Here is a 24,944-nt window from a genome sequence, read left to right on the forward strand (position 1 = left end):
AGAATCCCAATGCATAAACAAAAAGTTTATTTCAAAACCTTTGGTTGTCGCACCAATTTATTTGACACACAAGTGATGATTAATGCGCTCAAAAACTTCACCCAAACGCCATACGAAGAAGAAAGCGACATTGTAGTTGTCAATTCTTGCACCGTTACCAATGGCGCAGATAGCGGGGTGAGGAATTATATTCATCGTTTGCAAAACGAGGGTAAAAGGATTTATTTTACTGGCTGTGGTGTGCAAACTCAAGGGCGCAATCTCCTAGATAAAGGCTTAGTTTTTGGCGTTTTTGGACATTCTCATAAAGAAAATATCAATGCGATTTTACAACAAGAATCTCCCTTTTATCTCCAAGATAATTTACAGAGTTTAGATAGCGAGATTATAGGCGATTTTGTGGGCAAAAGTCGCGCATTTATCAAGGTTCAAGAGGGTTGCAATTTTGCTTGTTCTTATTGCATTATTCCACAAGTTAGAGGAAAAGCGCGGAGTTTCCCACAAGAAAAAATTTTAACTCAAGTTAAAAAACTAATCCAAAAAGGATTCAGTGAGTTTGTCTTAACCGGCACAAATATCGGAAGTTGGGGCAAAGATTTCGGCGAAGATTTTGCGACTTTAGTAGAATCCCTTTGTGAAATTCCATTGCTCAAACGGCTTAGAATCGGGAGTTTAGAACCCTCGCAAATCAATGCGCATTTTTTAAAAGTGCTAGAAAATCCAAAGATTGAAAGACATTTGCATATTGCCCTACAACACACTGCACCCAAAATGCTAAAGATAATGAATCGTATCAACATTTTTCAGACTGATTTGGAGCTTTTTACTTTATTAGCAGAGAGAGGCTTCGCACTAGGGAGTGATTTCATCGTAGGACACCCCGGAGAAAGTGAGGAAATATGGGAAGAAGCATTGGATAATTTCTCACTTTTGCCACTCACGCATTTGCACAGTTTCATTTACAGCCCTCGCAATCATACAATCTCGGCAACATTAAAAGACAGAATCCCCGGAAATATCGCCAAACAAAGAAGACAACAAATCCAAACTAAAGTTGCAGAAAACAATCTGAAATTTAGACAAAATCTAAGCAACCAAAACAAACATCTTCAAGTTTTGATTGAACAAATCAGCATTCAAGATTCCAAAACAAATCCTAATCACGCCACAACCTATATCGCACAAGGTTTTGATGAATACTACAATCCTGTGCAAATCCAAATGCAAAAGCCCATTTCTAAAGATTCTTGGATTTCTCTCTCATCTTTTATCCCAAAAATGGACAAAAACTATGCAGAAATTTAAGAATCTATATTTTGGAATCTTCGCGATTCTCTTAGCTCTAGCTTTGTTGTTTGTTTTTTTAAACACAAGCAATCCTCTTTTAATCAGCGCGACAGAATTACAAACCCTCACACAAAACAAACTCCCAAAAGTCGCAACAATCAAAGGGGATTATTTGTATTTTATGTTTGACAAACAAGAATATAAAGTCGCCAAAAGTAGCCTTGATTTGCAAAGTTTTGGACAAAAAGTTCCTTTGGAAATCAAAGATTCCAACTCCACACAAAACCTTATCATAATACTTTTGATTGCTACGATTGCCCTTGCATTCTTGCTCGCAGGATTTAAAAAATCAAAGTCTAAAAACATTTCCGAACAAAAGATTCCAAAACGTAAAGAGGATTCCTATGAAAGCGTCGCGAAATCTTTAGCAAGTGATGCCTATGCGCTGCATTATATTCAACCTATTAGCTCCAATCTCACCTTTGAAGATGTTGCAGGAATCCACGAAGCCAAAAGTGAGCTAGAGGAAATCATTGATTATTTGAAATTTCCTAAAAAATATCAAGACTTCGGCGTGAAACTCCCCAAAGGAGTTTTGTTAATTGGCGTTCCCGGAGTTGGCAAAACACTCATCGCCAAAGCATTAGCAGGAGAAGCAAAAGTGCCATTTTTTTATCAAAGTGGTGCGAGTTTTGTGCAAATCTATGTAGGTATGGGCGCAAAACGCGTCCATGATTTATTTACCAAAGCCAAGCTAAACGCTCCCTCAATTATTTTTATTGATGAAATTGACGCAGTTGGAAAAGCGCGTGGCGGTATGCGCAATGATGAGCGCGAAGCGACACTAAACCAACTTTTAACAGAAATGGACGGCTTTGAAGATAGTTCTGGGGTGATTGTTATCGGGGCTACCAATAATGTAGAATCCTTAGACGATGCGTTACTTAGAAGCGGGAGGTTTGATAGGCGCATTTTTGTAGAATTGCCCGATTTGCAAGAGAGAATCAAGATTCTAAAAGTGCATACGCGCAACAAATCTTGCGATTTTGACTTTGAAGAAATTTCAAAACTTTGCGTGGGATTCAGCGGAGCCGCCCTCGCCTCACTCATCAATGAAGCAGCACTTAATGCAATCAAACGCAACTCTAATACAATCACCAAAGAAGATATTTTAAGTGTGCGCGACAAAGTAATGCTAGGTGTGCGCAAAAAGCTAAGCTTTAGCGACAAAGAAAAGGAGATTTTGGCATATTATCAAGCCGCTAAGGCTTTTAGTGCTTATGCGTTGGAGATTCCTTTTGAAAAAGCGACTTTAATGAGTGATGGTTTGAAATCCATTGATAAGGAGTTTTTAAGCAAAAATGAAATGGAAAGCAAAATCAAAATCTATTTATCCGGAATCGCCGCGCTTGAATTACTTTATCAAGAGCGTTATTCTCACGCAAAAGAGGATTTAAATGCCGCAAAAACTCTCGCGCGTCAAATGGTGGAATCCTATGGCATGGGAGAATATTTGCTGGGGCGCGAAGAAGATGTATTGAAGATTTTAGAAGAATGCAAAAATGAACGCTTTGCATTTTTTAAAAATTATCGTATGATATTAGAAAATATCAAAACTTCTTTGCTTCTTAATGAAAAGTTGGAATACGACGAAATCGGTCAGCTAATCCACGCGCAAATTTAATGCTTTGCAATGCGCGTTGCCATTTGCGTTAGCCCCATAATCTTAACGATAAATCCATCTATCATTTTGCAAGTCGCCCTCTTCTTTTGGTTTGCCATAGAATTTTCGCAACACAAAAAGGCAAAATTCTAAGAAAAGATAAATAACCAAAGGGATAGCAAATAGTACTAATGCTAACATTAAACTATTCACAAAAAATCCAAAACACCACATAGCTTTGCTTTCGGTTACGGAAGTGATTGTATTATAAGGATAGGTTTCCATTGCACTAGGAATAAAATACAAGAAAAGCCAAATAAAAAATAATTTCATTTCACTTTTCATTTTAAACAAGCAAACAATCATCACAAAAGTGCTGATAGATAAAAATATTTCCATTGGAATCCTTTTTTGAATTTTGACTAGTTATTTTATAATAAAACAATAAAATCTAAAATATCATAAACAAAAACAATATTTTGCATCCATTCCAACTTCAAATCTAATTTTAAAGCATTTCTTGATTCCAACCTTTAGGAGGTTTTTTAATGCTTGGATAGATTCTGTGATAGTATTCTATAAAAGTGTTTAGATTGTCTTCTAGTTCAAAATAATAATTGCCTAGGGTGAGGGAGGAAAAGTAGAAGTTTTTGTATTGTTATGATAAAGTTCATTGGGATTAAAACAATATTTTCTTTGGTGTGTATAAGCTTCTTTGTTGATTTTACAAAAAGTTACTCTATTGTCTATTTTGCATTCTATCATTGATGATAAAGGTTGTTTGGGATTAGGATTAATATTTGATTAACCAAAAGGGATTTAAATCTTTAAGGCTAGATTCTGTGATTTTAGAGGGAATATAAAGAGGAAGTAGATTGCCATGTCTGTCTTTATTAAAAGTAATTTTACCTAGATAAAGCGTAGCAGTAAATGTTTAGATTAGTCGTTAGATATTGAGGTTCTAATCTATATGCAATATATTCTAGCGTTTGTAGTGAGCTAGATTTTACAATTTGCGTTAAAACAGATTGTATATTTTTATTACTTTCCAATGCCAAAATTTCTATCTCTGTAAAATTTTTCGGTGATGAATTGTTGCATGTTTCTGATGGGATTAAGCTCCTCGCGTATCGCTATTTCAACCTATTGGCTTCATTGGCAAATAAAATACATATAAAAAGCATAAAGCTTATAAAATATTTACCGCTAATCATTTATTTTCAACTCCCACACAATCTCCTCATCTCTTATACTCTCTTTTTCTTCTTTTACATTCTATTCCTTTTGTCCTTATAATCTTGCATAAAAAGCTTTATGCTTCGTCTTAAGCTATTTGTCTATCAAGGAGCAAAAAGGAGTGATACAGGGGTTTTTGCCCGACATTTTAGAAACATTTTGGCATAATTTCATACAAATTTAATACGAAGTTAAACAATGAAAAGTCCGATGAAGATTTTTGGCACTATGGATTTGGAATCCCTTCAACTTCCGCCGCAGCTCTCAAATGCCTTTTGTGTGATTGGAACGCAACAGCAATGTATGCAAGCTATAGATTACACCCTTAGCAAATTAGAATCGCGCCAACGAGTGGAATCCCTTATCCTAATTGAACCTCCAACCCCTAATTGGCAGCAACTCCATACAATAACTTCTTATGGTTGCAAAATTTATAGTTATTTTACAGAATCCCAAAAAGTAGATTTACAACACTATCAAGATTTCGCGCAATATAGTTTAGTGTTAATCATTAACGCTCCACACGCAAAGTAGGATTCCGCAATTCCGATACACAAAGAACGCGCGAAGCAAGAAAGTTTTGACTTTATAGCGATCTTAATAAGCCTTTTTCTTATGGCATTCTATTTCAATCTCATAAGCAATGGGATTCGTTTTCCCCTCATCGCCGAAGTTTTGAAAATACAATTTCACTTCCACAAACGAACCCGGCAACAAATCCTTAAAAGTCCCATATTTATCCATACCAAATACTCCGCATTTTTCCAATTCAATCTCTGTATTTGGCAAAACTTTCACCACGACAGAATCCCCATAAAACGAATCTATCGTGATAGTCTTGTTTGCATTATCCACACTTGCGATAATCCCCTCTAGCTTCAATCCCTTTGCAAATACTAAGCCTCCAAGACAAAACAATAATAAACTGATTCTAAAAATTTTCATAAAGTCCTTAATAAGCTCTTCTGCCACATTTCCATTCAATCTCTTGTGCGCCAAATACTTGTCCTTGCGGATACCCCTCAATCTCTACAAACATTCCGGGCTTTAAAGCCGTGAAATTATGGTAAGTATCATTACCAAAAATCCCGCAATCATCTCCTTTAAGCTTCGTATAAGGAAAAACTTGCACAACCATATTGCCATTGATTCCTGAAATCGTAATGGTTTTGTTTGCATTATTGACATCAACAATTTGCCCTTGTATATCCATATCTGCAAATGCTGGTAAGCTCAACGCACCCACTAACAACATTGTTTTAAAAATTTTGCTCATCTTCATTGTTAAACTCCTTATTCAAAATAATTTAGGGTAGAATTTTAATCAATTATTGTTAGTTTTTTGTTAAGATTCCACAAAATTTTAAAGGCAAATTTTGAAATCCATTATCCAGCCAAATACTCTTATGTTAGCACCTCTAGCAGGTTATAGCGATTTACCTTTTCGTGAAGTTGTCAAAAAATTCGGTGCGGATATTACCGTGAGTGAGATGATTAGTGTCCATGCTCTTGCATTCAAAAACAAAAAAACACTCAAAATGGTAGAAAAATCGCCTCTTGAAACCCCTTTTGCATTGCAAATTGCAGGAAATGAAGAAGGAATCATTACCCGCGCAGTAGAATCCCTCAATCTTCACAAACAAGAGATTCAAATCCTAGATTTAAATTGCGGTTGTCCCGCCCCAAAAGTCTCCAATCACGGAAGCGGAAGCTCTTTGCTCAAAGATTTAAATAAACTTGTCAAGATTCTAAATCTTATCCGCAATATCAGCGAGATTCCTTATTTAAGCGTCAAAGTGCGCTTAGGATTTGATTCTAAAATCCCGCTAGAAATTGCAAACGCTCTAAAGGATGCGCCCATTGATTATGTTGTCGTGCATGGGCGCACAAAAACAGATGGATACAAAAAAGAAAAAATAGATTACGATTCTATTGCTTTAATGAAACAGATTCTGCCTATGCCACTAATCGCCAATGGCGAAATTGATAGTGCGCAAAAAAGCCAAGAAGTGCTAAAGCACACAGGAGCAGATGGCGTAATGATTGGACGCGCTGCCGTAGAAAAACCATGGATTTTTGCTCAAATCAAGCAAGGATTACAAGAAGAAAGCATAGATTTAAGACAACGCGTAAGTTTAGAGCATTTTGACCGCACTATTTCTTTTAGGGGAGATTATGGGGCGATTATGTTTCGCAAAAATCTCCATGCTTATTCCAAAGGCTTAAAAGGATCGAGTGAATTTAGAATGCTTGTCAATTCAATCTCCAATCCCGCCCTAATGCGCCAAGCAATTTTAGATTTTTTCAGCGCAACAACTTTTGAAGCAAGATAGCGATTCTAAAACTTGCCTCTATGCACAATAAGAATAGGCGGAATCCCACGCCTAGCGAATAGGATTCCACTTGCAAGTAAGCACTAAATATAATTTACAAGAGAGAGTTGGGAGATTTTGCCAATACTTGAAAGCATAGCTTGATAGCCTAATGCGAGGGTTGAAAACTGCAAATAAGTTTCCGCAAAGTCTGTATCAATCGTTTCAGAACGAAGCGTTTTTACTTGAACAAGCAAGGTTTCCGTGCGTTCAATAGAATATTCAAACGCATTGCCTTGCGCCCCATTTTTGGTATGCACTTTATTGACATGATCTGCTAGATGGTCAAAAATTTCAATAGCATTTTGGATTCCGGGATTGCGCATAGAATCGTTATAATCATCAGAACCCGGTCGGTAAATGCCCTCTTCTACTGCCTTGATAATTGTATCAATTTGTTGGAAAAAATTCACATGAGGATCTTCTCCAATGATTGCATTGTTTGCTTGAAAGGTCAATGCTGGGTGGTTTGTAGTATTCACGCGCCCATTAGCATCTAATTCAAAATTACTACTTTCATCATCATAGAGCATAAATTCCATACGCGTAGGAATCCGATTAAGGTCTTTTAGTTGCAACTGCCCATTAACATCAAGCCCAATCCACACATTATTTTTAGATTGGGTTAGCATAGTCTCATAAGCAGCTTTTTCGGCGGGATTGCCGAAGTTTGCAGCCGCATTAAACACTGCTGCCAAATCACCGGGATTGGAATTGCTAAGATTCATCACCATACCCATAATATCCGCTAATTGTTGGTAGGTTACATCATCAGCTGGAGTTGCGGTATTCCCTACTTGTGGTGGATTTCCATTTGCTTGAAGGATTGGAACTTCAATCCCTGCAATATTTTGCCCATTCATTTGCGCCGGACTTCCTATAATCATTACACTTCCCGCATCCCTAAACTCTAACCTTCCGCTAATGGCAACCCCATTAACATCTTTAACTTCGAAGTTATAAATATGCCCATCAAGCCCAACTCCGGCGACTTCAGAAAGTTTCGTATTCATTGTGGCATATTCGTTGGTAGAGCGCACGATTTGAGAAACATCAGAACTAAGCGTTCCACCGCTGCGAGTGAATCCTACGCGGTCGTATTCCACCGAATAATCATTGCGGAATCCATTGACAGCATTTCCTGCATTATTGGTAGTCATTGTAACAACAAGAGAGCTTGCGCCAATATAAGGCAATTCTTTCTCATCTCTATCGGGTGGGTCTTTTTTAGAAACATTATTATCCACTACGATAATCTTACCCTCACTAAACTGCACATCTACATCTGCTCCACCTGCTCCATAAACGCGTCCAATCTCGTCCATCAAATCTTGTATTGTCGTTGTATTTGTGATTGCAAAATTTGTCGGCGCAACTGCTGCTCCTGCAGTATCCAATGCAGTGTTTGCCCCTACTCCGCTTAGAGTGATAGAATCCACTCCTGCTGGAAAAATATCACTTAATAAAGTGTTAGTTTTTGCGATTTCATTAGTTTGCGTTCTAAAGGTTGTCGGAATCGTATGGATACGATGGTCGTTATAATCTTCTACAGAAGTAATACTCTCACTTGAATAAGTGCCTAAAAATGGGCTTTGGACATAAGTATTTACTTTTACTCCACTATTGAGTAATGTATCAATATCATTAGTCCCCACTCCATCGGGATTATTGGGGTCTTGATAGCTACTAGAAACCATATAAAATTCAATATTAGAGCGACCTCCCGTTAAATCTTTAATTTCAATTTCTCCCCATTTATTCATCGTTACTTCTACGGCTTGGCTCACTTCTGTGTTTCCAAATTCTCGCCCAATCTTATCAAGTAAATCTTGCACGGTGGAAGCTTGATTTTTATCTGTGTAAGCCACATCCATAGAAAACTTAGATTTAAACGCGGTGCCATCTGCCCTGCGTCCTGTAATATAAAACACTTCTGGGGGATTATTGTTCGTATCTGCGTCATTATCTCCGACTAAATCCCTTAGAGTATCTTCTGCGGTGATATGCACTTCCTCGCTTACGCCTGTTGGGTGGTCTGGGTCCATAATCTTAGGATTTAGCTTACTTTGATTGAATTTAGGAATATTGGTAGAAATCATACGATTCTTATCATTATCCGAGCCAAAAAACAACTCCGCGCCCGTAATATTATAAGCCACCGAGTTATTAGAGCCAAGCAAAGCATTCAGCGTCGCATTGTTTCCATTGTAGCTTCCATCAGCATTGAAAGGCGCACTTGTAGTCGCTGTGCCACCGAAAATAAACTCGCCTCCCACCGAAGTGTTTGCAAGAGTCAGGAAGTGGTCGCGAATGGATTGAAGGTCTTTAGCGATTGCAAGACGCGAAGTTTCGCTATGAATATCGTTTGCGCCCTGCACTAATTTGGTTTTAAATTGGTCCATATTCTTAGTCAAGTCGCTTAAAGCCGTATCAGTATGTCTCGTGTAAGTGTAGGCATTGGTTGCAAGTGCATGGCTTTGGTTTAGTGTCGTGATATTATAATCCAACGCCAAAGTTTTATTAAAAATGGAAGTCCCTTGATAGCCATATTGAATCTTTAATCCATTCATTTGGGACAAAGTCCTATCCAAGCTATTTTGCGTCTTATTTTGCTGGTATTGCATGGTTGTGTATCTTGAGCTAGTTCCAATTCGCATAACCTAATCCTTGTATCTAAATTTTAGATTTCTTTAGAAATGTAAAGCAAATTTTATTCCATTTATAAGGTAAGATTCCATTATTTTTTCTCAAAAATCAATGCAATAGAATTGACGCAATGCCGCGTGTTTTTAGGTGTGAATCCCTCGCCTAAGAAAATATGCCCTAAATGACCTCCGCAATTTGCGCATAGAATCTCCATTCTCCTACCATCTGCGTCTAATTGTTCCTTGATTGCTCCTTGCAAACAATCATCAAAACTCGCCCAACCGCAGCCACTATGGAATTTGCTTTTAGAATCATACAGCTTTTGATTGCATTGCTTACAATGATAGATTCCCTCTTCAAAAAAATTTTCAAATTCCCCACTAAAGGGTGCTTCTGTGCCTTTGTGCAAAATCACATATTGTTCTTCTGGGGTGAGTTTTTTATACATTTTTATCTTTTCTCTCCTTTTCTTGTAGTAATTTTTGCAAAAACTCTTCTAAATTGAATTTTTTGCGTTGATTTTCAGTAAAAAGATGGACAATAATATCCCCCAAATCTATAACAATCCAATCAGGATTCTCTTCATCAATATGAAAAAAGCTTTCTCCTTTGGCTTTGAGCTGTTTTTTTAACTCTTCTAAAAGTGCCATTGCATGTCTATCTATAAGCGCGGTGGCAATCACAACAAAATCTACGAAATAATCCGTGTCTTTGAGGTTAAAAATTTCAATATCTTCGCCTTTTTTATCTTCTATAATTTGACAGATTACTTCAATGGCTTCTTGTCTGTTTTCTTGCAATTTGTTTCCTTTAGTATGGATTCTAAAATAGGCTGTGGAATTAAGCGCGACAAATCACCGCAATCCTTGCTTTTAAGCTTTTTGCGAATCTGCGTAGAACTAATGTCTAACTCACAAAAAGGAAGAATCCGAAATTCTCGCGGAATCCCAAAGCCTTTACGCGGAATTATAACAAATTCTACGCTTTTTTGAAGCAAGGGGAAATTTTGCCAAAGGTGTAGGGATTCCACATTATCCGCACCTATTAGCAAATAAATCTTATCTTCTGGGCTTAAATCATAGAATTGCTGGATAAATTGCAAAGTCTGATAAGTCGGCGTTGGAGCATTTTGACGGATTTCATAATCCAACACTTCTAACTTCTCGCTAATAAATTGCGGCAAACTAAGACATAAAATCCTAAGCCATTGGAAGCGCAAATCCGGGGCAAAGCAAAATTTTTCTTTAAAAGGATTTAAGAAATTTGGCACAATAAGAAGTTTATCTAATTCTAACTCTGCAAGTGCGGATTCTATAATCCGCAAATGTCCCAAATGTGGAGGGTCAAACGAACCCCCAAAAAACGCGAATCTTTGCTGCATATTCCAACCTTTTAGTTTTAAATTTTAATTTGGGATTCCAAATCTATTAAATCTTAGGAATGAAAAATCTCTTAAATTTGGTAGAATTTTAGCAAAAAAGAGTAGTTTCATGGAATGGCAAGTGTGGCAATGTGTAGAATGGGCGTTGGTTTTTTGTTTTGGAATCGCTTTGGGTTCTTTTGCGAATGTCCTTATTTTTAGGATTCCACGCGCTTTAAGCCTGATTTATCCTAACTCCTTTTGTCCGCATTGTCAAACAAAACTCCAATGGCGCGATAAGATTCCTTTGTTTTCTTTTTTGGCTTATCGCGCACAATGTCGCCACTGCAAAGCTAAGATTCCGTTTTATTATATCTCAAGCGAGATTCTAGGCGGAATCTTTGCAATCTTTTGTTATGCTTGGCTTGGAATCTTGGGAATTTTTTTATTTTTGCTTTTGTTGTGTTTTTATGTCTTGAGCCTCATAGATTGGGAGTTTTTGGAGATTCCAGATAGTTTAAACTTCGCCAATTTAGCCCTTGCGATTCTTTATGGAGCAAATGCCTTGCCAACGCATTGGTTTGGAATCGCTTGGCTAGAATCTCTAATTTTCGCGCTTTGCTTTATGGGGTTTGCAAGTTTTATCAGAATCTTTATCGGGAGCATTGTGTGCAAAGAAGTTTTAGGAGAAGGAGATATTATTGTCTTTGGCGCACTTGGAGCGGGACTTGGTTTAAGCGGAATCCTCGCAATCTTTTTTGGTTCGGCTTTAGCACTTTTTGTTTTGTTGCTCTTTAAAATCCTCAAAACTAATCCTCAAAGGCTAGAGATTCCCTTTGTCCCCTTTTTGTTTATGGGATTCTTGATTGTGATTTTATGCCATTTTTTTAGTTTTTGCAATGGAATCTAGCGTTTTTAACGCCTCAATAAAGCTAAATCCACAAGAAAATGCTACAATCGCAAAGTAAAAATTATCAAGGAAACCTCCAATGAAAATTAGAATCTATTACGAAGATACCGATTGTGGCGGAATCGTTTATCATACAAACTATTTGAAATATTGCGAAAGGGCGCGCAGTGAGATGTTTTTTAATGCCAACACAATGCCTTTGCAAAATGGAGTTGGATTTGTCGTCAAAGCAATGCAAATAGAGTTTCATTATCCAGCAAAGCTTGGGGATTTGCTTGAAGTCCAAACGCAAATATTAGAACAAAAATCCGCCTCACTAAACTTACTGCAAACGATTTATTTAGTGGATTCCAAAGAATCAGAAAACGCTGAAGATTCCAAAAAGCCTAAAAAAGTTTTTTCTGCTACAATTACGCTTGTTTGTATGGATTCTTGCACACATAAGATTGCCAAAATCCCATTATGGGCGCGAGAAATTTTTGATACTTTAAGGAAGGATTAAAATGGAAGAACAGAAGATTCAATACCCTTGCACTTGGCATTATCGGATTATTGGGACAAACAAAGAGGAATTGCGCTTGGCTGCGCTAGAGTTGATTGACAAAGAAATCCTCTGCACTCCCGCCAAAGAAAGTAGCAAAGGCAAATACCATAGTGTCAATATTGAAGTCATCGTAGAAAATCAAGAAGAAAGAGATAGAATCTTTGCGAATCTTCACCACGATTCAAGGATAAAGTTTGTCCTCTAAAATCCTCTTTGTCAGCATCATTTTAACCTTACAAATATCACTTAATGCGGAATCTAGCAAAATGCAATCCCAAATGGATTCTTCTGAAGTTTTGGATTTTAATCCAAAAATTGCTTCCTTTTGTCTCCTACAATCCTATCCCACGCTAGAGCAAGAAGGACAAGAAAGCTTGAGATTCCGCGATAATTCCCATTTGGTATGGAATCTTATGAAAGATTCTACGCGCCAAGCTATCACGCAACGCCATCAAAATCCCTTTCAAGATTCTTGGCAGAATCCAAAATTAGCAGATTCGTTTGCAACCCCCTATCCTCTTGCAAATTTCGCTAAAAACTCTGATGAAGAGAGTTCTAGGATTCGTGATATTGCATTTTTTTCTATGCTTTATGGAAGCAATGAAGCAGAAGTAACGCAGAATCTTAAAAGCCTCTTCTGGGTAGATGGCACAGAAATCTTGTTTAACTCCAAAAATGGTGCTTATGAGGCATTGGTGCGCGTGAAAAATCGCTTGGAAAACCTTTTGGAATCTCACCCAAATTTCAAAATTTATCTACAAAACATTGGCGGAACTTTTAAATGGCGTAAGATTGCGGATTCTAATAATCTAAGTGCGCATAGCTTTGGAATCGCGATAGATATTAATGTCGCTCATTCTCGCTATTGGTTGTGGGATTTGAAAAGCAATGCTTTGAGTAATTCTAAAGCCGTCGCCACGATTCCGCTAGAAATCATTGAGGCTTTTGAAGAAGAAAATTTCATTTGGGGCGGACGCTGGTGGCATTATGATACCATGCACTTTGAATATCGTCCCGAGATTCTATGCTATGCTAAGGAGTTTGCAAAGTCTCACAATCCTTAGGATATGAAGCGTTGTAAATTGTTGCACGAGGGATTCTATGAAACTGCGTTGTCACAAAACGCGCCGCAAAATCCCAAAATCAAGTATGTTTTATTGCTGAAGCGTTTGTTTGTCGGACTTTTTGAGGCATTTCTCACAGACAACATACAACAACATATCGTGGCTTACAGGCTTGGCGTTGTAGGAATTTGTAACTTCTATTTGCAATTTTTCAATCTCGTGATTGCAAAACTCTTCAATTTTGCCACATTCCACACAAATAATATGGTCATGATGCAAACCGCTTGCGATTTCATAGCGTTTGCCACTTCTATCCACTTCAATAGAGCTGATAAACCCCTCTTTTTCAAGAAATGAAAGAATGCGATAAATAGAAGAAACACTCGCACTCGCACAGGTCTTACGAATAATCCCAAAAATATCCTCCGGGCTTAAATGCCCTCCATCTTCATAAAGAGCTTTGAGGATAAACTCGCGCTGTTTGGAGTTTTTGAGATTGTTTTTGCGGATAGATAAATGCAACCTATCCAAAATAGCTTTGAGAGGTTCTGTGTATTTTTTCATTAGAGAATCCTTATAATTAAAAACATTGCGCAAAACGATAAATTTTTTAATTATAGCACAGCATTATAGAATAAATCAAATATAAAATAAGAATCATTTTTATATTATATTAAGTTGATATTGATTATCATTTTATGAAATAAATTTCAAAACAGCACTTTTAAGGAGATTTGAATGTCAGTTTTAGTTATTGGCGGAGACGAGATTACACCTATCAAAGCGGTATTAAACAATCTAGGTTGCAAGTCTATCACACATTGGGACGGACGACGCGAAAGCATTAACCACAAAGATTTGCCACAAAACATTGGTTGTCTTGTAATGCTTACGAATTTTCTCAATCACAATACGATGAAAAAATTTCGCACAGAGGCAAAAAAGAAAGATATTCCTGTGATTTGCACCAAACGAAGCGTTAGCTGTTTATATTGTGAATTTATGAAAACATTTGGAAACAAAAATTGTCCTTGCAATGGCTTTTAATTTCAATTTAATTTTAATTTTGTAAAATTATCCCTAAATTATGTTTTAGCTTAATTTAAGGATAAGAATGCAACCTGCACTACTTGAGCCTCTTGGCAACTTAACGATTCTTGTTGTTGAAGATGATCCTATTGCGCTAGATTTGCTTAGGATTCCGCTTGAGAGACGATGTCGCAAGGTCTTAACAGCCAAAAAAGGCGAAGGTGGGCTAAAGCACTTCCGCAACAATGTGATTGATATTGTGATTACTGATGTAAATTTAGAGGGCAAAATAGACGGAATCGCAATGGTAAAAACCATACGCAAAACCAATCCAAATATCCCTGTAATTTTTATGACTGCTTATAGCGATGAAGAAAAAATCAATGAGATGATTAAGCTAAACGCTTGTTCGCTGATTAAAAAAGCAGTAGATTTGGAAGAATTATTCGTGCTTTTGCTTGGAATCAACAAACAACTTCACAAAGAGCAAACCGTGGATTTAGGGCAAGGAATCTTCTATCGGAGGCGCGATAAGTCTATCCTTAAAGGCTTTGCCGTCTTTGAACTCACAGATAGAGAATGCCAGATTTTGGATTTGCTCATCAATGCAGATGGCTATCCTGTAACCTATGAGGAATTTCACAAAAAAATTTGGAAAGGACAGCCAATGACGATGGATTCTTTGCGTATGCATGTCAATAGCATTCGTCGCAAAACCTATCACGACCTTATCCGCAATCACTCGCGTTTGGGTTACAAACTGAAGCTTATTTGCTCGGAATAAAGGCTTATTAATGAAAACTTGCGAAATCCATAATCCAAATCAATCATTCGCACTATTACTCCGTCATTGCAAGAATTACAACGCAATTCGTGGCAATCTATAATCTAAACAACCCGCCGTCATTGCGAGACTCCGTAGAAGTCGTGGCAATCCACAACCCCGCGCAAAGTGGATTCCACAACTTCCGATATTCAAATAGGATTCCAATCCAACCCCGCCTTTTTGGCTTGGCTTCTCTGAATCTTTTTAGGAATCTTATAGCGTTTGGAATCTTTAATAAAGTTTGCGCCTGTTTGGTGGAAATCAAATGCGATTCCTGCAAGTTTTGCTTGAAATTGCAAGGATTCCACCCATGCAAAATCACATGCCCTTGCTTTGAGTCCCGATTCTCCCCCTACACTGATTCTTGCAATCTTGCGCGAATCCAAAAATGGCGTTAAATCTATTTGCCCCAAAAGTGGTGCGCAAATAATCCACCGCGTGTGGATTGGCAGCTCCAAAAAAGCCCCCAACCGCTTATTTGCTTGGGTTTGATTCTCTATGCTACACCCCACAATCACATTGGGATATCCCTCACCCCAATCCTTAGGGACGCATTCTAGGAATCGCGTAATGCGCTTGGTAAAAAACACGAAAGTGCAATCCCGCCTCTGTGCTATCATCTCCCACGCCTCCGCTCTCCAAATATCCGCACTCTCTAACAAAAAATCACTGCTAAAACAAGTCCAAATCCTAGTTCCGCTTGGAATCTTATAGTTTCCTTGTCGATTTTTGACGATAGGTAGATTGAAACTCCGCGTCTGATAGAGTTTGCGCGTGTCTTTTTGTGTGATAGAATCTATCGTATAAACAAAACAATTCCTACAGCCCTCACTCACACGCACACAGCCATGCCAAGGATTCCAATTGGTTTCTTTTAATTCTTTGAAATCTTGGGAATTTGTGAAATCTCTCACTTTGATAGATTTTGTCGCTAACTCTCTAAAATAAGGCAATACAAGCGAATCCAAATTAACCTTAACCCCTTGCAATCATCTGCCAAATCATAGCACATAAACCACAAAAATCCACTTGAAGTTTAAGACTTATTTATATATCAAATAAATTTTCTTGTTTCCCTTTAAATTTTTCTTGGCATTCTTTAGCTTCTTCTTTCCATTTTTTAAGCCCTTTGATAATGGATTCTGCATTGTCTCTTGTAATGATTTTAAAGCCCCTATTGCTTTTATTTGCATTAAAAGCCTTAATGCTTTCTTGATTTAAATTAGAAACATCTAAACCCTCGTATTTTATTAATTCCCTATTTAGATTAAACATTTCATTATCAAAAATATTTTCATCATGCATTACTGCCCTCTTAATGCCATATTCCTTAGCTTTCCCCATAGCGTGTCTTGAGCCGCTATCTTTCTTTTTGTCTCTCTTACTATCAAATTCACTATAACTCGCAGTTAAGATTACCATATCGCTAAATAAAGCCTGAAGCCTATCGCGTCTAGTATATCTCCCTATCATATCATAACGATTAGTCGGTGGTTTATAATATTCACTAATCAAAAGTCCATTTTTATTTGCTACAATATCATCGGCTAAGGCGGTATTTCTCTTGGGCAAAATATCCTCTAATGTGCTAGGAAGTATGGCTATGGTGCAATTTTCAGATGATACGCTTTCATGCGCTATACTATCACAACCCAATGCCAAACCGCTAACGATTGTAGTATCAAACTTCAAAATCTCCTTAAGCACTGCTCTTTCTAGGGATTCAATCTCTGAAGTTGGATTCAAAAGCCCAATTACTGCTATATTAAAGTTATTCCCTCTTAGTAGATTCAAATCACCTTTATAAGCCAAAAACACAGGCAAATCAGTTTTGTTGATTTGCTTAAATCTACAAGTTGGAAAATCTTCATCACCAAATGCAGTAAATCTTATACCCTCCCCGCTTTTATCAAGATAGCTTTCTACTTCTTCCATTTTTTCAAAAAAATCAAAACAATATTTGTTTTGCAATGTGTTTCTTATCCTCTCATCTAGCTCCTGACTTGTCATATTGGGGTGATAATTATCTATCACCCATCTATTGCTTACACCTTTACATTCAAGAGCGGTTAGGATATTTAAGACATTTTGACTATATTTTCCCACAATGTTATCCTTTAATAGTTTTGCATAGTCTTGGCAATAGAATAAAATGCTACTTTTTTAGCCCCACAATCAAAAAGTGCTTGTATGCAGTCCTCACACACGCCAACTAACTTTTTTGTCCATTATCACGATGATGATGTGTGTAAATATCATCAATCAGTAGGATATTTTTACCGCGTATCGCCCCTACATCAAGAAGACAAGTGTCTTTTGTAATGCCCGGGTAAGGATCATCTCCTCCATCAGAACCCTGCAAATGTGTGGTTCTAGTATCCTTTTGGCGGATAATAGCATTAGTGCCATCAAATATTTCAGGCTCATGAATATGTGCTGGTTTTCTACTATAACCATCTCCATAATACAGAATAGATGTTTGCACTGCTTCCTTGAGATAGTGTGGCTTACTAGGCTTAGATCTAGGCACTACACAAACAGTAAAATCGTTTTTTACCTTCTTTCCAAATACAAGATAATACAAAAAAGATTCCACACTATCATAAGCCTGAGATATAACTTCTTTCATTATACCACTATTCTCATCATATTGATTATAGTCGTTTTTTAAAGTAACCAACCAATCTGGATTTCCCGGATTTCCATAGTTTGTATAATCCAAGCTATAAAAACCTATTACATCTCGCTCTTTAAGAAACTCACCATCTGCTTTAATCGTAAAGCGTTTAAAATTATGACGATGTTCAATATCTTCCAATAGATGCTTTTTATAACTATCTAAAAAATCTAATCCTAAATCTATATTTGCACCTGCCATTAAAAACTCCTTAAAATAAATTTATCCACCAAATCTCGCCCCTAATACACTTTCCGCTCTACCACAAACCTATTGCATAAACATCTTCTTGCTTAGCTTTCGCAATAGAATAAAATACTACATTTTAGCTCCACAATCAAAAAGCACTTGTATGCAGTCCTTTACTGCACCATTTATTTTTTATTCCCCAACTATCACGATAATGCTCCATGTAAATATCATCAATCAGCAAGATATTTTTGCCGCGTATCGCTTCTCTATCAATCTGACAAGTATCCAGCGTGATTCCGGGATAATAATCTTGATCTCTTTCAACATTCTTTACTTGAACAATAGCACTGGTAGAATATACATGAGAACGCCCGTCTTCTAAAGGAATACGACTTACATCTGCTATATCCAAACTATTAACTATATCCGTAAGATAATTTGGCTGATTAAGTTTTAATCTAGGAACTACACAAACGATAAAATTGTCTTCCAAATAGCTCTCAAAAGCACACAAAAAGTCTTTTACATACTCAGATGCTTTACACTTAGCCTCTTGCATTGCGCTCTCATTCTTGTTGTGTTTGTTATAACCATTTTTCAAAGCAACTAACCAATTTGGATTACAATCAGAATCAGATGCTCCATATTGCCTCCAACTCCCACAATCTATATAATCCAAACCATAAAAACTATACAAAACATACCTATCATATTCTTTAAGAAATTCACCATCTGCTTCGATTATAAAGTGACGAATCTCACCACTATTAATCTTTTTTCCCAAATACTTTCTTCCCAAATATCTTCACTATCTACCATAAAAACTCCTTTAAAATCAATTTATCCATTAAATTCCACTTTGATGATTCTATCCTGTAAAACTCCTGCCATTAACGCATTACAAACCTCCTTATCCTCGTTTTCAAAAACCACCAAACTCCCCACTTCAAGCCCAAAATCTTTAACCAAATTCGCAAACTTATTACCCTCTATATTGCAATAAATATGTGAGAAATATTTAGCAATATCATAGTATTCAAGCAATAGCATTACTCTTTTTTGACTAGCATTTGTAAGCAAAATGATTTGATTTTCTTGGTAGAATTGTTTTATGAGATTAAAAATCTCTAAATTTAAGCGCGTTAGTTGTAGAAATTTACGATAATTACTCTCTTTACAACTTTTTATCTCGCTTAACTGCGATTGCGTGAATTGGTTGGAATCTTTGAGATATTTTTGGGTTATTCTTTTGGTTTTGCTACTAAGAGAGAGAGAGAGAGAGAGAGAGAATCCGCTGCGTATTGATACGCGGCATTGTTAGCCAAATCCGTATCTATCAGCGTCCCATCTAAATCAAAGAGTAGAATATCGCTTTTGCTGAAGCTCATTTGCAACACTAAACTACTCCTTTACACGATAAAATCCGCGCAGCATTATAAAAGAAATCTCTTTAATTTATTTTAAAATCGCCATACTTCCCTATTATTGCTTAATCCCTAGTAGCGTGGTTATCATCTCATCAATAGCAGAGATCATTTTAGCGTTCGCGCTATAACCGGTTTGAAACTTAATGAGATTCACCAATTCATCGTCTATGGAGACTTCAGAGATTGTCTTGTATTCCTTTTTGGTGGAGTTATACACTGCTTCTTTGGTTTCTTGTGTGATTTGCGTTCCCTCTGTTTGTGAAGCAACCTTACTTGCGATATAGCGAAAATACCCGCTAATGGTTTCGCTACGCTGTTCGCCATCATAATCCGTAAAGGTGATTTTATCGTATTGGAGTTGCTGCATCATATTTGCTACTTCAAAGTTCCCATCTACGGCTTCACGATAAGCGCGAATCAAAGTCGGGTCATCACGATAAGCCCTTGCTAATTCAATATTGCTCGCATCATTCCCGTCAAAAAACCGATTCACCCCAAACGCACCTGCGAAATTTGTGCCATTATCTTGAATGGAGATATAAATTTCCTCCGAAGGATTCTTTGAAGTGATTGCAAAAGTTTTCGTATCGTTATTATAGGTCGCTTGGAATCTATCATCAAAATCATTCAAAGCATTACCATCTTCGTTATCATCAACATTGGCATTCAATTGGTCAATAATGCTTTGCATATTGGTAAGATTGTCTATTTTGACTTCACGCGCACCAAGCTCATTGCCTTGCTTGTCATACATTACAACTTTGAAACTTCCCTCACGCACATTATAGCCACTTGTTGTTAGCGCATCTTGCGTATTGATATAAAGCTTATCGCTTCTTGCGCCAAGTTGTGAGCATTGGGCATAGATATTGTTTGTCGCTTCAATGATTCCATTTGCAAAAGTATCCAAATCATTAATATATACTTGCAATTTTCCCAAAGTTCCCTGACAAGTGAAAACCTCTTCTGTGCGAATCAAATCCAACAATGCCCCTACTTTTCCCTCATTCAAAACATTCGTTAGATTATATTCTTTATGATCTCTACGCAAATATTTAATCGTATAGATTCCACTTTCATTTTGGGAATTATCCAATGTTAATGGGTGAAAAGAAACTCCATCTACGATAGACCTACCGCCGATTGTCAAATGATAATCTTCATCAAAATCTGCAATGTTTTTATTGACACACGCACTTCCCTTGACTTCTTCTTTAAATACATCGCAACCAATAAGATTATTAATTTCAAACTCATATTGATCACGCAAATCACGCAAATCATTTGCTTTTCGGTATAAATCTTGATTTTCATACTCATTGATTTGCTTATTGATTGTCGCGATTTGCTCTGCAAGACGATTCACCTCCTCAACGGCGACTTTGACTTCATCATTCAATCGTTGTTGCAGATAAACTAGAGAATTACGCGTTTCTTGAATGTTTTTAGAAAGCGTGTTTGCTTGTTCTGCTAACGCAATCTTTTGTGCTGGATCTCCCGCTTTAGTAGATAAATCTTTCCAAGCATTAAAGTAATTCTGCAAATCATTATAAATCCCTACTCCGTCAATTTCAGGGTAATAAGAAGAAGCCTCCCGAAGTCCTGCAAAACTTGTATCGTAGTAGGTTTTCTCTGAAGCTGCTTTTTTGTAACGCATAAAGCTATATTCATCATGCACGCGTTCCACGGTCATAATATCAAGACCTTGCCCTAAGGCATAGTTTTGCTTCCAAAGCGGAGTTTCTGCCGCGCTTCTAACCACTTGCCTAGAATAAAACTCATTATTCGCATTGGCAATGTTATTGCTCGTGGTATCCACCATTACTTGATGACCCGTCAATCCTGTATAAGGAGTATTAAGTGATGAAAGTAATCCACCCATAATATTCCTCCCCTCTACACTTCAGTGTGTAAAAACGAAGCATTACCTAGAGATTGTTTCTTGTAGCCATGCTCTTCAACAGGAACAATCTTGCTCAAAAGTGAGCCATAAAACTCCGAAACAGCTAAGGACATTTTGCCAAAACGATAGTTAAGATTCTTTAAGATTTCTAATTGATCGTGAAGTTCTGCAGTGCATTCACTCGCACCCTCGCCTAGCAGATGTTGCTTATCTTCATAAGTCAAATCCTCTAAAGTCGCATTGGGATATTCCTTGCGCAAACGCTCTTCAATACTCTTAGCGTAGGCTTCTTTTTTCTTGATGAAAGATGCGGTTAATTCCTCTTTTTGCGGAATCCTTGCAAAAATAGCTTCATTGTTTGCGATTTTAATATCCGCAATATCTTGTTCTGTAATTGCAATGAGTGCTTTAATATCCTCTAAAGCATCTTTTAAGAACTGCAAAGACATGAGATAACTCCTAAAAATAGACTTACCTCTTATCTAAGCAATTCTTGTGCCAACTTTTCAGCACTCCCCCTTAAATCTAATTTATAAGTCCCCCCTTGAATCGCAGCTTTGATTTCATCTAATCTACTATCAGAAGAAGCTTTTGCGCTTTTTTCTGTTTGAGGCTTTTGATTAATGGATTCTTCTTTGGCATTATTAATCTGTGAAGTATTTTTATTATTCGTCTGATTAATAACACTTGAAAAAGCCGAATTACTCATCAAATGGCTAATCATTTTCTCTCCTTTGTAAAAAATCTTTCCACTAATATCGGCTATTTTTCAAAAAACTAAAATGATTTTCTAATACTTTTTGAAATATCTTGCAAAAATTTCTCATTGGCGTCCTTAGGTGGGGCGATTGGTTGGCTATCACCATACAATGGAACATCAGGACCGCCGATTTTAATGGTATATAAAATCACAAAAAGCATAAAGTAAATAAAAAGTCCAAATCCCATTGATGGCACAAACCAATCTTTCATTTTCGTTCCTTTGAAAGCCAAAACTCATTTTCACCCGTTTTTAAATAATGCTTTCTAATTTCTTAGTGAAGTATATCAGAATTTTATTTGTTTATTTGTTAAACAAAAATTTAAAATTTTTTTATATTTTCCCATCAAATTTGCAACAAACTGCGCTTTTTGTGCTATAATCCAATTTCTCTAAATTTTCAGCAATTAAATATTTCTTAAACAAAGGATTCATCAATGCGGCTTTTTAATTTTATTCAATGCAATTTTCTCAAAAATTCTTTAAAATTTTTTTGTATTTTTAATCTCTTTAGTTTCATTGGAGCAAATGCCGCAAACATTCAAGAATCCCAATGGGAGCAAGGACAAACACTTCTAACCTTTTTTGAAAAAAACAAGATTCCTTTAAGGGTTTATTATGATTTACCCCAAGAAGACAAAGAACTTGCCGATGAAATCATCAGTGGTAGCACTTTTTATACACTTTATGAAGATTCTACTTTGCTTCAAGCATTGATTCCTATTAATGAAAACTCCCAATTGCATATCTTCAAACAAGGTGATTCCTATGGTATGCGCGCGATTCCTGTATCCTATTTCACAGAAGAACGAACAATTGCGCTTTCTGTTGAAAATTCCCTTTATAATGATATTACAAAATTAACAGGCGATAAGTTTTTGGCAAACGACTTTATCCAAGCCTACAAAGGAAGTGTGAATTTCCGCCGTGAAGTGCGCAAAAACGACAAGTTGGCAATCATTTATGAGCGAAAATATCGCTTAGGCAAAAATTTTGGTTCGCCCAATATCAAGGCTTCTATTTTAAATGTCGGCAATCGTAACCAATATGTTGTCCGCCACGAAGATGGGCAATTTTACGACTTAAAAGGCAACAATCTAAGCAAATACTTGCTCACCGTTCCTCTAAATTACAAGCGCATTTCTTCTCATTTTTCAATGGGACGAAAACACCCGATTCTAGGCTATAAACGCCCTCATCTAGGCACAGATTATGCTGCACCGCGCCACACTCCTATTCGCGCCGCAGGACAAGGTAAAGTCATCTTCGCGGGCACAAAAGGTGGCTATGGCAAGACCGTGATTATCCAGCACGAAAACGGCTATAAAACCCTTTATGCACATATGCAAAAAATTGATAGCAAAATCCGCGTAGGCGTTCAAGTCGCGCAAGGGAAGCAAATCGGAACGGTCGGCAGCACAGGGCTTAGCACGGGACCACATTTACATTTTGGACTTTACAAAAATGGCAATGCAGTAAATCCTGTCAAACATCTAAAAATTGCCCACGCCAAGCTTCAAGGCAAAGAAAAAGAAGGATTCTTGGCAAACGCAAAAGCCTATCAAAAAGCTCTCAATACTGCTTTGGCACAAGGCATAGAAAACCAAACTCCTTTTAAGAAAATGCAAAATGGCTATATCGTTTATCTCAATACGGAAAATGAAAATTTAAACTAATGTTAGCAAAAGAGATTTCTAATATTCGTTTTTGTAGTTGCGAAGATTCAAAATACATCAAACCTAAGCGTATGCTTTTTTGCGAAAATGGCAAGGAGCGTAGTTGGGATATTATTGAAGCGCACGATAGTGTAGCGATTCTACTCTACCATAAAACAAAAGATTCCTTTGTGATGGTTAAACAATTCCGCCCCGCCGTCTATCTCAAAGAAAGTATCCGCAAAACTGCAAACTTAAAAGTAGAATCCGGTTATACCTTTGAACTTTGCGCTGGAATCACAGACAAAAAGGGGAAATCGCTTCAAGAAATCGCCCAAGAGGAAGTTTTAGAAGAATGTGGCTATGCGATTCCATTAGAAAATATCCAAAAAATCACAGAATTTTATAGCTCCGTTGGTTTTGCTGGAAGTAAGCAAACGCTGTTTTTTGCAACACTTGATGAATCCTACCGCCAAAATCAAGGGGGTGGCGTAGAAGACGAAAATATTGAAGTCGTTTTTATCCCACGCAAAGAGGCTTATAATTTCATATTGGACGAATCTTATCCCAAAACTTCAGGCGTTATGTTTGCATTCCTTTGGTTTTTTAGAAATTTCAAGGATTCCTAATGCAAAATAACTATTCCGCGCTCAAAGAACTCACTAAAAAGCTTGATGAGATTAAGGAATCTTGGCAAATCTACACGATTTTTGAACAAGAAAAAAAGAATTTCAACGAAGAATTTGACGCTCTTAAAAAAGACAAAGAATCTTTAATGGAATCTTTTAACGAAATTTCAGCCAAAAACGCCCTCTTACTCGCCGAAAACAAGGAATTAGAAGAAAAAAACAAAACCTTGCAAAATGCAATCTCTGCTAAAGAACAGCAATTAAATTCCCTAAATCCTCAACAAGATTCCGCTCCAAACTCCAAGCTAAACCCCAAAGAAATAGACTTTGAAGCACTACAAACGCAATGTCAAAGCCTCAAAAAGATTCTAAAATCTGCAGAGGAACTCTTACAAAATGATTCTTTCGTGCGTCCTAAAGCTTTAGAAAAGCTAGAAGTCTCCTACCAAAAACACCAAAGATTACTTGCAAATCCAGCAAAAAATTATGTGTTATTAGAATCCGCAGAAATGCTTTTTGATTTGCTCACCCAAATCCATTCCAAGCTCAAAATACTTGATTTAGAAAGCTCAAAACTAGAATCCCAAATCCACAACCCACAAAACAATTTAACAAAACCCCAAAAAATGTTAGATGAAATCCAAGACCTAGAATTCCTTAAAGAAAGCCAAGATTTAGATTCCAAAGAAAGTTTGCAAGAATCTTTAGCAGAAAACCCAAAAGATTCCTATGCGATTCCACAAAGCCCCAATCAAGCCTCTTAA

Annotated in this window: 32 protein-coding genes; 13 read left to right on the plus strand and 19 right to left on the minus strand. The window is 37.0% G+C overall.

Features of this window, described 5'->3' with window-relative positions:
• Positions 1 to 9: 9 nt before the first annotated feature.
• The gene (gene mtaB, locus LS69_RS03125; protein ID WP_138122008.1) at positions 10 to 1,305 is read left to right on the plus strand and encodes a tRNA (N(6)-L-threonylcarbamoyladenosine(37)-C(2))-methylthiotransferase MtaB; all 1,296 of its coding nucleotides are present in this window, start codon (positions 10 to 12) and stop codon (positions 1,303 to 1,305) included.
• Positions 1,292 to 2,971 carry an ATP-dependent metallopeptidase FtsH/Yme1/Tma family protein gene (locus tag LS69_RS03130; protein ID WP_138122193.1) on the plus strand — a complete coding sequence of 560 codons (1,680 nt, stop codon included), beginning with the start codon at positions 1,292 to 1,294 and terminating at the stop codon, positions 2,969 to 2,971. The genes mtaB and LS69_RS03130 overlap by 14 nt, the downstream gene beginning before the upstream one ends.
• 42 nt (positions 2,972 to 3,013) lie before the next feature.
• Here the strand turns inward: LS69_RS03130 and LS69_RS03135 are convergent, their stop codons facing one another.
• Positions 3,014 to 3,349: a hypothetical protein gene (locus tag LS69_RS03135; RefSeq protein ID WP_138122010.1), complete on the minus strand. Its 336-nt coding sequence runs from the start codon at positions 3,347 to 3,349 to the stop codon at positions 3,014 to 3,016.
• Positions 3,350 to 4,384: 1,035 nt separating this feature from the next.
• Here LS69_RS03135 and LS69_RS03140 point away from each other — a divergent pair.
• Positions 4,385 to 4,720, plus strand: a complete 336-nt coding sequence (locus LS69_RS03140) for a hypothetical protein (protein WP_138122012.1) — start codon at positions 4,385 to 4,387, stop codon at positions 4,718 to 4,720.
• A 63-nt stretch (positions 4,721 to 4,783) separates the two neighbouring features.
• On the opposite strand, the gene LS69_RS03145 is transcribed toward LS69_RS03140, so the two are convergent.
• Complete coding sequence (locus tag LS69_RS03145) at positions 4,784 to 5,131, minus strand: hypothetical protein (protein WP_138122014.1); 348 nt, start codon at positions 5,129 to 5,131, stop codon at positions 4,784 to 4,786.
• 7 nt (positions 5,132 to 5,138) lie between these two features.
• A complete protein-coding gene (locus tag LS69_RS03150; protein ID WP_138122016.1) occupies positions 5,139 to 5,468 on the minus strand; it encodes a DUF5666 domain-containing protein in 330 nt (109 codons plus the stop codon).
• 124 nt (positions 5,469 to 5,592) lie between these two features.
• Between LS69_RS03150 and LS69_RS03155 the strand changes: the two genes are divergently transcribed.
• Positions 5,593 to 6,519 (plus strand): tRNA-dihydrouridine synthase family protein, encoded by a 927-nt coding sequence (locus tag LS69_RS03155; RefSeq protein ID WP_138122195.1) that lies wholly within the window; start codon positions 5,593 to 5,595, stop codon positions 6,517 to 6,519.
• Positions 6,520 to 6,602: 83 nt separating this feature from the next.
• Here LS69_RS03155 and flgL read toward each other — a convergent pair whose 3' ends face one another.
• From flgL to nadD, 4 genes are all read right to left on the minus strand, one after another.
• Positions 6,603 to 9,215, minus strand: a complete 2,613-nt coding sequence (flgL, locus tag LS69_RS03160) for a flagellar hook-associated protein FlgL (RefSeq protein WP_138122018.1) — start codon at positions 9,213 to 9,215, stop codon at positions 6,603 to 6,605.
• Positions 9,216 to 9,295: 80 nt separating this feature from the next.
• Positions 9,296 to 9,652, minus strand: a complete 357-nt coding sequence (locus LS69_RS03165) for a methionine-R-sulfoxide reductase (RefSeq protein WP_138122020.1) — start codon at positions 9,650 to 9,652, stop codon at positions 9,296 to 9,298.
• Positions 9,645 to 10,004 carry a ribosome silencing factor gene (gene rsfS / locus LS69_RS03170; protein WP_138122022.1) on the minus strand — a complete coding sequence of 120 codons (360 nt, stop codon included), beginning with the start codon at positions 10,002 to 10,004 and terminating at the stop codon, positions 9,645 to 9,647. Before rsfS ends, LS69_RS03165 begins: the two co-directional genes overlap by 8 nt.
• Complete coding sequence (gene nadD / locus LS69_RS03175) at positions 9,971 to 10,585, minus strand: nicotinate (nicotinamide) nucleotide adenylyltransferase (RefSeq protein WP_138122024.1); 615 nt, start codon at positions 10,583 to 10,585, stop codon at positions 9,971 to 9,973. The genes rsfS and nadD overlap by 34 nt, the downstream gene beginning before the upstream one ends.
• Positions 10,586 to 10,694: 109 nt before the next feature.
• Between nadD and LS69_RS03180 the strand changes: the two genes are divergently transcribed.
• The 4 genes from LS69_RS03180 (at position 10,695) to LS69_RS03195 (ending at position 13,082) form a co-directional block, all read left to right on the plus strand.
• Positions 10,695 to 11,474 (plus strand): A24 family peptidase, encoded by a 780-nt coding sequence (locus LS69_RS03180; RefSeq protein WP_138122026.1) that lies wholly within the window; start codon positions 10,695 to 10,697, stop codon positions 11,472 to 11,474.
• Positions 11,475 to 11,553: 79 nt separating this feature from the next.
• On the plus strand, positions 11,554 to 11,976 hold the full coding sequence (locus LS69_RS03185; RefSeq protein ID WP_138122028.1) for a YbgC/FadM family acyl-CoA thioesterase: 423 nt from the start codon (positions 11,554 to 11,556) through the stop codon (positions 11,974 to 11,976).
• 1 nt (position 11,977) lies between these two features.
• On the plus strand, positions 11,978 to 12,223 hold the full coding sequence (locus LS69_RS03190; protein ID WP_138122030.1) for a DUF493 domain-containing protein: 246 nt from the start codon (positions 11,978 to 11,980) through the stop codon (positions 12,221 to 12,223).
• Complete coding sequence (locus tag LS69_RS03195; RefSeq protein WP_138122032.1) at positions 12,213 to 13,082, plus strand: M15 family metallopeptidase; 870 nt, start codon at positions 12,213 to 12,215, stop codon at positions 13,080 to 13,082. The genes LS69_RS03190 and LS69_RS03195 overlap by 11 nt, the downstream gene beginning before the upstream one ends.
• A gap of 90 nt (positions 13,083 to 13,172) precedes the next feature.
• Here the strand turns inward: LS69_RS03195 and LS69_RS03200 are convergent, their stop codons facing one another.
• On the minus strand, positions 13,173 to 13,646 hold the full coding sequence (locus tag LS69_RS03200) for a Fur family transcriptional regulator (protein WP_138122034.1): 474 nt from the start codon (positions 13,644 to 13,646) through the stop codon (positions 13,173 to 13,175).
• Between the two features lie 174 nt (positions 13,647 to 13,820).
• Here LS69_RS03200 and LS69_RS03205 point away from each other — a divergent pair, with 174 nt between their 5' ends.
• Together LS69_RS03205 and LS69_RS03210 are read left to right on the plus strand one after the other, a co-directional pair.
• Positions 13,821 to 14,129, plus strand: coding sequence for a DUF2325 domain-containing protein (locus LS69_RS03205; protein WP_138122036.1), 309 nt, complete (start codon positions 13,821 to 13,823; stop codon positions 14,127 to 14,129).
• A 67-nt stretch (positions 14,130 to 14,196) separates the two neighbouring features.
• The gene (locus LS69_RS03210) at positions 14,197 to 14,895 is read left to right on the plus strand and encodes a response regulator (protein WP_138122038.1); all 699 of its coding nucleotides are present in this window, start codon (positions 14,197 to 14,199) and stop codon (positions 14,893 to 14,895) included.
• 75 nt (positions 14,896 to 14,970) lie between these two features.
• Here the strand turns inward: LS69_RS03210 and LS69_RS11055 are convergent, their stop codons facing one another.
• The 11 genes from LS69_RS11055 to LS69_RS03255 form a co-directional block, all read right to left on the minus strand.
• Positions 14,971 to 15,102, minus strand: a complete 132-nt coding sequence (locus LS69_RS11055; protein WP_275050956.1) for a hypothetical protein — start codon at positions 15,100 to 15,102, stop codon at positions 14,971 to 14,973.
• On the minus strand, positions 15,087 to 15,926 hold the full coding sequence (locus tag LS69_RS03215; protein WP_238699101.1) for a DUF5131 family protein: 840 nt from the start codon (positions 15,924 to 15,926) through the stop codon (positions 15,087 to 15,089). The genes LS69_RS11055 and LS69_RS03215 overlap by 16 nt, the downstream gene beginning before the upstream one ends.
• Positions 15,927 to 15,984: 58 nt before the next feature.
• Positions 15,985 to 17,043, minus strand: coding sequence for a DNA-processing protein DprA (locus LS69_RS03220; RefSeq protein ID WP_138122040.1), 1,059 nt, complete (start codon positions 17,041 to 17,043; stop codon positions 15,985 to 15,987).
• Between the two features lie 106 nt (positions 17,044 to 17,149).
• Positions 17,150 to 17,815, minus strand: a complete 666-nt coding sequence (locus LS69_RS03225; RefSeq protein ID WP_138122042.1) for a hypothetical protein — start codon at positions 17,813 to 17,815, stop codon at positions 17,150 to 17,152.
• 136 nt (positions 17,816 to 17,951) lie between these two features.
• Positions 17,952 to 18,590, minus strand: a complete 639-nt coding sequence (locus tag LS69_RS03230; protein ID WP_138122044.1) for a hypothetical protein — start codon at positions 18,588 to 18,590, stop codon at positions 17,952 to 17,954.
• A 56-nt stretch (positions 18,591 to 18,646) separates the two neighbouring features.
• The gene (locus LS69_RS03235) at positions 18,647 to 18,856 is read right to left on the minus strand and encodes a hypothetical protein (protein ID WP_138122046.1); all 210 of its coding nucleotides are present in this window, start codon (positions 18,854 to 18,856) and stop codon (positions 18,647 to 18,649) included.
• Between the two features lie 191 nt (positions 18,857 to 19,047).
• The gene (locus LS69_RS10340) at positions 19,048 to 19,203 is read right to left on the minus strand and encodes a hypothetical protein (RefSeq protein WP_194145389.1); all 156 of its coding nucleotides are present in this window, start codon (positions 19,201 to 19,203) and stop codon (positions 19,048 to 19,050) included.
• Positions 19,204 to 19,288: 85 nt separating this feature from the next.
• Complete coding sequence (flgK, locus tag LS69_RS03240) at positions 19,289 to 21,115, minus strand: flagellar hook-associated protein FlgK (RefSeq protein ID WP_138122048.1); 1,827 nt, start codon at positions 21,113 to 21,115, stop codon at positions 19,289 to 19,291.
• Between the two features lie 14 nt (positions 21,116 to 21,129).
• Complete coding sequence (locus tag LS69_RS03245) at positions 21,130 to 21,585, minus strand: hypothetical protein (RefSeq protein WP_194145390.1); 456 nt, start codon at positions 21,583 to 21,585, stop codon at positions 21,130 to 21,132.
• Between the two features lie 29 nt (positions 21,586 to 21,614).
• Entirely contained in the window at positions 21,615 to 21,860 is a 246-nt protein-coding gene (locus tag LS69_RS03250; RefSeq protein WP_138122050.1) for a flagellar biosynthesis anti-sigma factor FlgM, read from the minus strand.
• Between the two features lie 53 nt (positions 21,861 to 21,913).
• Positions 21,914 to 22,108 carry a hypothetical protein gene (locus tag LS69_RS03255; protein WP_138122052.1) on the minus strand — a complete coding sequence of 65 codons (195 nt, stop codon included), beginning with the start codon at positions 22,106 to 22,108 and terminating at the stop codon, positions 21,914 to 21,916.
• A 225-nt stretch (positions 22,109 to 22,333) separates the two neighbouring features.
• Here LS69_RS03255 and LS69_RS03260 point away from each other — a divergent pair, with 225 nt between their 5' ends.
• Genes LS69_RS03260 through LS69_RS03270 form a run of 3 tightly spaced genes read left to right on the plus strand, consistent with a single transcriptional unit; the run spans position 22,334 to position 24,944 of the window.
• Complete coding sequence (locus LS69_RS03260) at positions 22,334 to 23,572, plus strand: peptidoglycan DD-metalloendopeptidase family protein (protein WP_138122054.1); 1,239 nt, start codon at positions 22,334 to 22,336, stop codon at positions 23,570 to 23,572.
• A complete protein-coding gene (locus LS69_RS03265; RefSeq protein ID WP_138122056.1) occupies positions 23,572 to 24,180 on the plus strand; it encodes an NUDIX hydrolase in 609 nt (202 codons plus the stop codon). Before LS69_RS03260 ends, LS69_RS03265 begins: the two co-directional genes overlap by 1 nt.
• Positions 24,180 to 24,944, plus strand: a complete 765-nt coding sequence (locus tag LS69_RS03270; RefSeq protein WP_138122058.1) for a hypothetical protein — start codon at positions 24,180 to 24,182, stop codon at positions 24,942 to 24,944. The genes LS69_RS03265 and LS69_RS03270 overlap by 1 nt, the downstream gene beginning before the upstream one ends.

This window comes from Helicobacter sp. MIT 05-5294, assembly GCF_000765675.1.
GTDB lineage: Bacteria > Campylobacterota > Campylobacteria > Campylobacterales > Helicobacteraceae > Helicobacter_D.